Source organism: Mycobacterium sp. (assembly GCF_035697385.1).
Lineage (GTDB): Bacteria > Actinomycetota > Actinomycetes > Mycobacteriales > Mycobacteriaceae > Mycobacterium.
Map to the genome: position 1 here is coordinate 1 of NZ_DASSCY010000331.1, position 4,265 is coordinate 4,265.

The window sequence follows — 4,265 nt, forward strand, 5'->3', positions numbered from 1 at the left end:
GCGCAGATGTTGTTCGAATTGGCTGGTTCTGGCACCGTCCATGCTCCAGTGGCCGGAGTTGTGCGGCCGCATCGCCAGTTCGTTGACCATCAGCGCGCCATCGACCGTTTCGAACAACTCGACAGCCAGCACCCCGACCACACCAAGCTCGGATGCCAGACGCAGCGCCAATTGGCTTGCAGTGCTTGCTAGTTCGGAGTCCAGCCCGGGAGCGGGCGCGACCACTTCGACGCAGATCCCGTCGCGCTGCACGGTCTGCACCACCGGCCATACCGCGCCCTGCCCGAACGGCGAGCGCGCCACCAAGGCGGCGAGTTCCCGACGCATCGCCACCTTCTCCTCGACCAGCACCGCTACCCCGTCGGCGAGATACCGGGCTGCGACGTCGCGGGCCTCGGCCACATCCCGAGCCAAAGTCACCCCGCGGCCGTCGTAACCGCCGCGCACCGTCTTGACCACGAGCGGCGCGTCGATGCTGGCGGCGAACGCGTCCACATCTGCGACGTCGGACACCTCAGCGAACCGCGGCACCGGGGCACCGAGTGCCTGCAGCCGGCGCCGCATCACCAACTTGTCCTGGGCGTGAATCAGCGCCGACGGCGGCGGAGCCACGTTGACCCCGTCGGCGACCAACTTCTCGAGCATCTCCGTGGGCACATGTTCGTGGTCGAACGTCAGCGCGTCTGCGCCTGCGGCCGCGCGGCGCAACGCTTCGAGGTCGTCGTGCGCGCCGATCACCACGTCGGGGGTGACCTGCGCGGCGGGGTCTTGCGGGCTGACCGCCAGCACGCGCAGCGTCTGACCAAGCGCGATCGCGGCCTGATGGGTCATCCTGGCCAGCTGTCCGCCGCCGATCATGGTCACCACCGGGGGACCGTTTGAGGTGCTGGTCACCCGCCTATGTTGTCATGGCGGTGACCCGTCCTGACCTGCGAGGGTGCGCGTCGGCAGCGTTGTTTACGTACACTCCCCTCTTGTGTCCTTCACCGATGCCACGATCGCGCGGCTGCCGCGCCCGATCCGGCCGTACTTCGAACGACATCACGAACTCATCAAATTCGCGATCGTTGGCGCGACCACCTTCGTCATCGACTCAGCGGTCTTCTTCACGCTGAAGCTCACGGTGCTGGAGCCCAAGCCTGTGACGGCGAAGATCATCGCCGGCATCGTCGCGGTGATCGCGTCCTACGTCCTGAATCGGGAATGGAGCTTCAGGGACCGCGGGGGCCGCGAGCGCCATCACGAGGCACTGCTGTTCTTCGGCTTCAGCGGCGTCGGCGTGTTGATTTGTATGGCGCCGCTGTGGTTCTCCAGCTACGTGCTGATGCTGCGCGTCCCTGAAGTCAGCCTGACGGTGGAGAACATCGCCGACTTCATCGCCGCCTACATCATCGGCAACCTGCTGCAGATGGCGTTCCGGTTCTGGGCGTTCCGTCGCTGGGTCTTCCCCGACGAGTTCGGCCGCAACCCGGACAAGGCCGTCGAATCGCTCACCGCCGGTGGTATCGCCGAGGTTCTCGAGGACCAGCGCGACCCGAGTCTGCACGACGAAAACGTCACGCCGCTGCGTCGGCCAAGCCGCCGCGCCAGGCGCCTCGGTCAGCTCGGCGATTCCTCCGAGCCCAGGGTGTCGAAGACTTCGTGATACAGCAGCGAGTGGACGCGTTCCACTCGCGGAATGTCATGGAACTCAAGCGGGTCCTGCGCCGCTGACTCGATGATCAACGTGCCGGTGCGCATCATGCGGTCGAGCAGGCCGTGGCGGAACTCGACGCTGTTGATCCGCGCGAGCGGAATGTCGATGCCCTGCCGTGTGAGCAGTCCGTGCCGAAACATCACCCGGCGGTCTGTGATGACGAAATGCGTTGTCCACCAATTGAGGAACGGCCATACCGTCAGCCATCCGACGATCACCAGCCAGACAGCTCCGATGACGAGCATCACGACGGTGCGCGCAGTGGATTGCCAGTCGGTCTGATTGACGAAGCCGGCGCCGAACGCCGCAAGCGCGGTGGCCACCAACAGAATCAGTACAGGGCCGATCAGTCGCTTCCAGTGCGGGTGTCTGTGCAGCACCACCTGCTCTTCGGCTGCGAGCACGTTCTCGGGATAACCCATGCGTTCAGTCTTTCGGACGGCACACGAAGTACGCCTGGCTGCTGAACCAGCCGCCCAGGAATCCAAGCGGCGTGTACAGCGTGCGCTCGACCTTGAGGTGCTGCGACACCCGACCTCGCAGGTGACGCCAGTTGAACCCGAAATGCGAGTGGCCCGTCAACGGCGGCTCTCCGTATACCGGCCTGTCGATCGACGTGCCGCGACGTGCGAACAGCATCTTGAGGGCCTGCCCGACGGGGTACTTCTCCTGAAGCTGGTAGCTACTTGCGCCCTGGCGGCGGGCGATGGCCCGCACCGACTGCTTGACCATGAACGACGGTCCGATCTCCACCGGCACGCTGATGATCACCCGTCCGTTGGGAGCGACCAGCCGGGCAACGTCGACAAGGACGGATTCGACGACCGGCGCTGTGCAGTGCTCCAGCGTCTCCATGCACGTGACGACGTCGTAGGTGCCGTCGTGCTTGGGGTCGGCCAACTCCGCGTTGGTGAAGAAGTTGACGTTATCGATGTCGGCCAACCGCTCACGGCACCCGCTGATCTGGTCGGCGTCGACGTCGACCCCGTGGCCCTCGACGAAGCGGTCCTGCGCGAGCGCCAGGAAAGTGCCGTCGCCGCACCCGTAGTCGAGAAGCTTTTGAGTTCCGTGCCCGATCAGGTCGAGGGCCTTGTCGAATCGCGACTGATGACTCCAGGCGATGACCTTGTTCTTACTACCGATCTGGCTTTGGTAGTAGTGACCCTCTGTGACGTGATCCATACGGTGCCTCCCCAAACGTCCATGAGCTGCAAAAATGAAACAGTTCGGTGAACTGTAGCGCCCCCGCTAGTGCGACCGTACCGGATCGGTGGTTATCAAAAAAATTGCGTGGGCAAACTGAATTCGGGGTTCGCGCCGCTAGATCGGTCGCAGGTGAGTGACGTCGCCCGCCGACACCAAGGTCGTCTGGCCGTTGCTCTCGATGCTCAGCCTGCCCTGCTCGTCGACGGCCTGCGCAATGCCGGTGATCTCGCGGTTATCTGGGAGAACGGCGCGCACCGATGCGCCAAGGGTCAGGCAGCGCGTGCGGTAATCGGTCACCAAACGGTCGTCTGCACCGCCCGCATTTCGCCATGCGACTATCCGCTCCCCCAATTCGTGCAGCAACGCTTCGATCAGGCGCGCTCGATTTGGTGCATCGACTCCGAGTTCGAGCAGCGAGGTCGCTTCCGGAGCTGGAATTTCGCCGCTGCGCAACGTGACATTCAGGCCAAGCCCCACCACGATGACGCGCTGCGGTGCGGCGACCTCGGCGAGGATTCCTGCCAGCTTGCCTGAGCCGGCAAGGACGTCGTTGGGCCATTTCAATCCGGCTTCGACTCCGGTCACCGCCGCGACCGCGTCGACGATCGCCACACCGGTCGCCAGCGGCAGCCACCCCCAGCGGTCTGTTGGCACCGTGCCGGCGTCGACGCCGACGGACATCGCGATCTGTGCTCCCGCGACATCCGACCACTGGCGTCCCTGGCGCCCCCGGGCTGCTGTCTGATGCTCAGCGATCAGCACGGTGCCGTCGATGTCCTCGCCGGCGGCCGCTCTTGCGATCAAATCGGCATTGGTCGAACCGGTTTCGGGCACCACGTCGACTCGGCGCCACACCGGCGACGAGCCGAGTACCGCGTCACGCAACGCCGCAGCGTCAAGCCTGCCGCGCAGTTCTTCAGCAGTCATTTTCCACGGGCTCACCCTCGAATCGATCGGCCATCCATCCGATCAATTTCAGCGCGCTGGCCGGATTGTGTCCGCCGTTGGGATCGAACTCGATGGTCACGACTCCGCCCATCTCGCACACACGTTTGAGAGCGGCTTCAGTCCACGCGGCATCAATGAACGGGTCCTTCCCGCCGTAGAAGACGTACAGCGGCGCAGACAAGGGTTGTTGCGGCAACGCCCACGACTGTAGGAGCGCACGAAGCCGATCGGCGGCCTCTGCCGTGCGTGGAGTGAAATCACGGGCGCCGAGCTGCTGGCTCGCGGTCGCGCGGCGATAGGCCGCGGCGGGTGTGCAATCCGAGAGCACATTCCAATAGTGGGCCGCCGCGCCGCGACGGAAGTCGTCGCGGTCGAGGTCGGGATGCAGACGTGCCAATGACTCGACGATCGACTG

At 64.9% G+C, this 4,265-nt stretch carries 5 protein-coding genes and 1 pseudogene; 1 reads left to right on the forward strand and 5 read right to left on the reverse strand.

All coding sequences use genetic code 11. From position 1 onward, the window contains the following. Positions 1-894: 5-(carboxyamino)imidazole ribonucleotide synthase (locus VFH65_RS27925; protein WP_353326157.1), on the reverse strand; the 894-nt coding region annotated here is incomplete at its 3' end. A gap of 82 nt (positions 895-976) precedes the next feature. Between VFH65_RS27925 and VFH65_RS27930 the strand changes: the two genes are divergently transcribed. Then, positions 977-1,645: a GtrA family protein gene (locus VFH65_RS27930; RefSeq protein ID WP_353326159.1), complete on the forward strand. Its 669-nt coding sequence runs from the start codon at positions 977-979 to the stop codon at positions 1,643-1,645. Here VFH65_RS27930 and VFH65_RS27935 read toward each other — a convergent pair. From VFH65_RS27935 to VFH65_RS27950, 4 genes and pseudogenes are all read right to left on the reverse strand, one after another. After that, positions 1,600-2,118, reverse strand: coding sequence for a PH domain-containing protein (locus tag VFH65_RS27935; RefSeq protein WP_353326161.1), 519 nt, complete (start codon positions 2,116-2,118; stop codon positions 1,600-1,602). The two genes, VFH65_RS27930 and VFH65_RS27935, sit on opposite strands and share 46 nt — an antisense overlap. 4 nt (positions 2,119-2,122) lie before the next feature. Continuing rightward, positions 2,123-2,878, reverse strand: a complete 756-nt coding sequence (locus VFH65_RS27940) for a class I SAM-dependent methyltransferase (RefSeq protein ID WP_353326163.1) — start codon at positions 2,876-2,878, stop codon at positions 2,123-2,125. 138 nt (positions 2,879-3,016) lie between these two features. Next, entirely contained in the window at positions 3,017-3,829 is an 813-nt protein-coding gene (locus VFH65_RS27945; protein ID WP_353326165.1) for a biotin--[acetyl-CoA-carboxylase] ligase, read from the reverse strand. Continuing rightward, a pseudogene (locus tag VFH65_RS27950) lies at positions 3,819-4,265 on the reverse strand (alpha/beta hydrolase); the annotation flags it as partial. The pseudogene VFH65_RS27950 and the gene VFH65_RS27945, both read right to left, overlap by 11 nt.